The organism is Dyadobacter sp. SRI_021, assembly GCF_057586235.1.
This window is the reverse complement of the sequence record NZ_JBYCZM010000037.1, coordinates 1-2,359: the sequence shown is the minus strand read 5'-3', so window position 1 is coordinate 2,359 and position 2,359 is coordinate 1. Positions and strand designations below refer to the sequence as shown.

Genomic DNA, 2,359 nt, shown 5'->3' with positions numbered 1-2,359 from the left:
TCAGAATGATATGCTTATCTTCGAAAACAGTGAAAAAATGACGTTTTTAAACAAAAAAAGCGCCTTTTGAGGCGCTTTAAGTGATCCCGCTGGGAACAATTTAAACTTTGAAAACGCTTGTATGTCAATTACTTGTAACTCATTTCAAAATAGGTAACCGAAATGGTAACTGATTTTTTTAGCTTGTTTCGATGCATTTTGGGCATCGAGTTGTTAATGCGAAATTACAAAAATAGTCTGAAAAGCTTTACAATCACTGCCGTTGTTTCTTAAGAGTTGTTCATAACGAGACGGACTTTATTTAGGAGGTACCGTCAATTACAATCTATTTACTCAAATGGCTTGATGACCTGTCTCCCGAACGCCGCAAACTCTACTTTTAACCATCTGTATACCTGGGAGGACGTCAGGCCATACTTAAAATATACTGCCCGAAGTTCAAAATTGGCATAGTGCTAGCTCTCTAGACCAACGCAAGGACAATACAGGAACGTTCGTCGAATAATTATGGCTATTGGTCGAAAATAACACCAATACAATACTGAAGCCTATTCCATGTAACCGTTTATGACATAATTTTACTTTGAACGAACAAAACTATAAAACATGAAAAAAAAACTAAGAACTGCATTCTTTTTTACAAGCTTGGCAATCGGTATTGCATCTTGCAATGAACCGCAAGTTGGCACAACAAATGAATCCGAAATCTCTAAAAAGGTAGTCGTTGACTTCAGAGGAGAAAAAGCAGTCATTCCATCTAATTTTCCCAAGGAGCTACTTAGCAATTCTCAAGAAGAATTCGATCGGTATTTCGATGTCATGTCAAAAAAAAGTTCGTCACGAACATCCACAGATGAGACTACCCTTACTTATGAAAGTTTACACGAAATTTTGAAGCAACACACTCAGAGTATACCTGACGTTAGCTACGAGAGAGATTTTTCTGAGCTAGACCTAAAAAGGATTTATCTTGATTTCCCCGAGATCAAAACTGCCGAGGAAGCTAATAGCAAAAAAGAAATAATCTACGATTATTATCAAACGTTGATAAAGCCAGCACTTATCGAGGATGTGATAACTTTTGAAAGCAACAATGCAAACAAAAGATCCCTGGGGGGCATTTCTCCTGAAACTTTAACGGTTCCAGAGAGAAATCACTTACTTTCAAATCCGGGGTACGGGCAACATTATACTTTTGCCGCACAGGAGTCAAACCACTGGACTGTGGTCGTTTATCAAAGAGATGCGGATAACGAAGCTAATAATGCGTTTAAACATGCCATTTGGAATGCACTGTCAATCAGATATATACTCAAAGGAGCTCCGGCTAGCGAGAATCAAGCGGTCGATTTTACTCAGGATGGAACTTCGAAACATGAACAGGACGACAATGGCAATCAGATTAGGACTGATGCGTCGGCAATGGACCTTTTCAACAACATGGCTGCAAGAACTTGGATGAAAGAGGAAACTAGCTGGGGTATTGGACCCTTTAGATCGATGCCATCGTTCGAAGATATAATCAATAATATGAAAGGTAAGGCAGACGCTAGTACCGTCCATACTCGGGCGCAAATTTTAGCGCCACATGGAGGTGATAGTGATTATGTTTGGAACAAACTATTTGACTTACAGACCGGTGTTCAGCAATACCTGGTCCGTCTCCAATAATCTTTTTAAGAACTGAGTTTAGAGATATAACGAAAAAGGCGCTTAAACAAGCGCCTTTTTCGTTATATCCTCTATCGAGGACTTCCATTAGTTTTTACCTCAATAAAAGGGTCTGTTTCAATTAAGATTGAATTGTAAGAACTATCCAAATCGTTATCCAAAGTCCCAAATCTAGACACTTGGTCAAAAGTTACACCGTCATCTACAAACTTTTTCAAATCTGACTCGTCAATATTTTTATATTGACTCAACCAACCGCTACCTTGGTCAGCACATATTGTTAAAAGTTGTCCCTTGGGGTAATAATTTAATATAAAGTCACCTTTGGAAATTACTTCGTAGTACTCCTTGTTCTTTGAGCTGGCTACATAGTAATTGTATAAATTGGGGAATGCTTTTTCCCTTTCAACTTCGTATCCTCCGTAAACACTAATTGTTTCAACGGCTGGATCAATGTCATCGTCTGTGCAAGAGCCAAGAAGTGAAACCCCTAGAAGAAATAGAACATTTTTAACTTTCATAACAAATTATTTACGTGTTAAATTTACTACTAATCGAGAGGGTTTGTTCCTATCTGTCTAATTATTTGATTATTGCAATATATTAATTTCTTTATTCGAGACCAAGCCACTGGATCAAAATCTGTTTAAGTTATGCGAATTTAGTCACTGAATTCGCCCGAACGTAC

General features: G+C 38.0%; 2 protein-coding genes. One reads left to right on the top strand and one right to left on the bottom strand.

The features are described from left to right. Positions 1-606 precede the first annotated feature (606 nt). Positions 607-1,671 (top strand): DUF6973 domain-containing protein, encoded by a 1,065-nt coding sequence (locus AC2YIT_RS32130; RefSeq protein WP_487281940.1) that lies wholly within the window; start codon positions 607-609, stop codon positions 1,669-1,671. Positions 1,672-1,742: 71 nt separating this feature from the next. On the opposite strand, the gene AC2YIT_RS32125 is transcribed toward AC2YIT_RS32130, so the two are convergent. Continuing rightward, on the bottom strand, positions 1,743-2,192 hold the full coding sequence (locus tag AC2YIT_RS32125; protein WP_487281939.1) for a hypothetical protein: 450 nt from the start codon (positions 2,190-2,192) through the stop codon (positions 1,743-1,745). Positions 2,193-2,359 lie beyond the last annotated feature (167 nt).

Coding starts and splice junctions, on each gene's coding strand:
- AC2YIT_RS32125 (WP_487281939.1), bottom strand. CDS start 2,192: ATGAAAGTTAAAAATGTTCTATTTCTTCTAGGGGTTTCACTTCTTGGC.
- AC2YIT_RS32130 (WP_487281940.1), top strand. CDS start 607: ATGAAAAAAAAACTAAGAACTGCATTCTTTTTTACAAGCTTGGCAATC.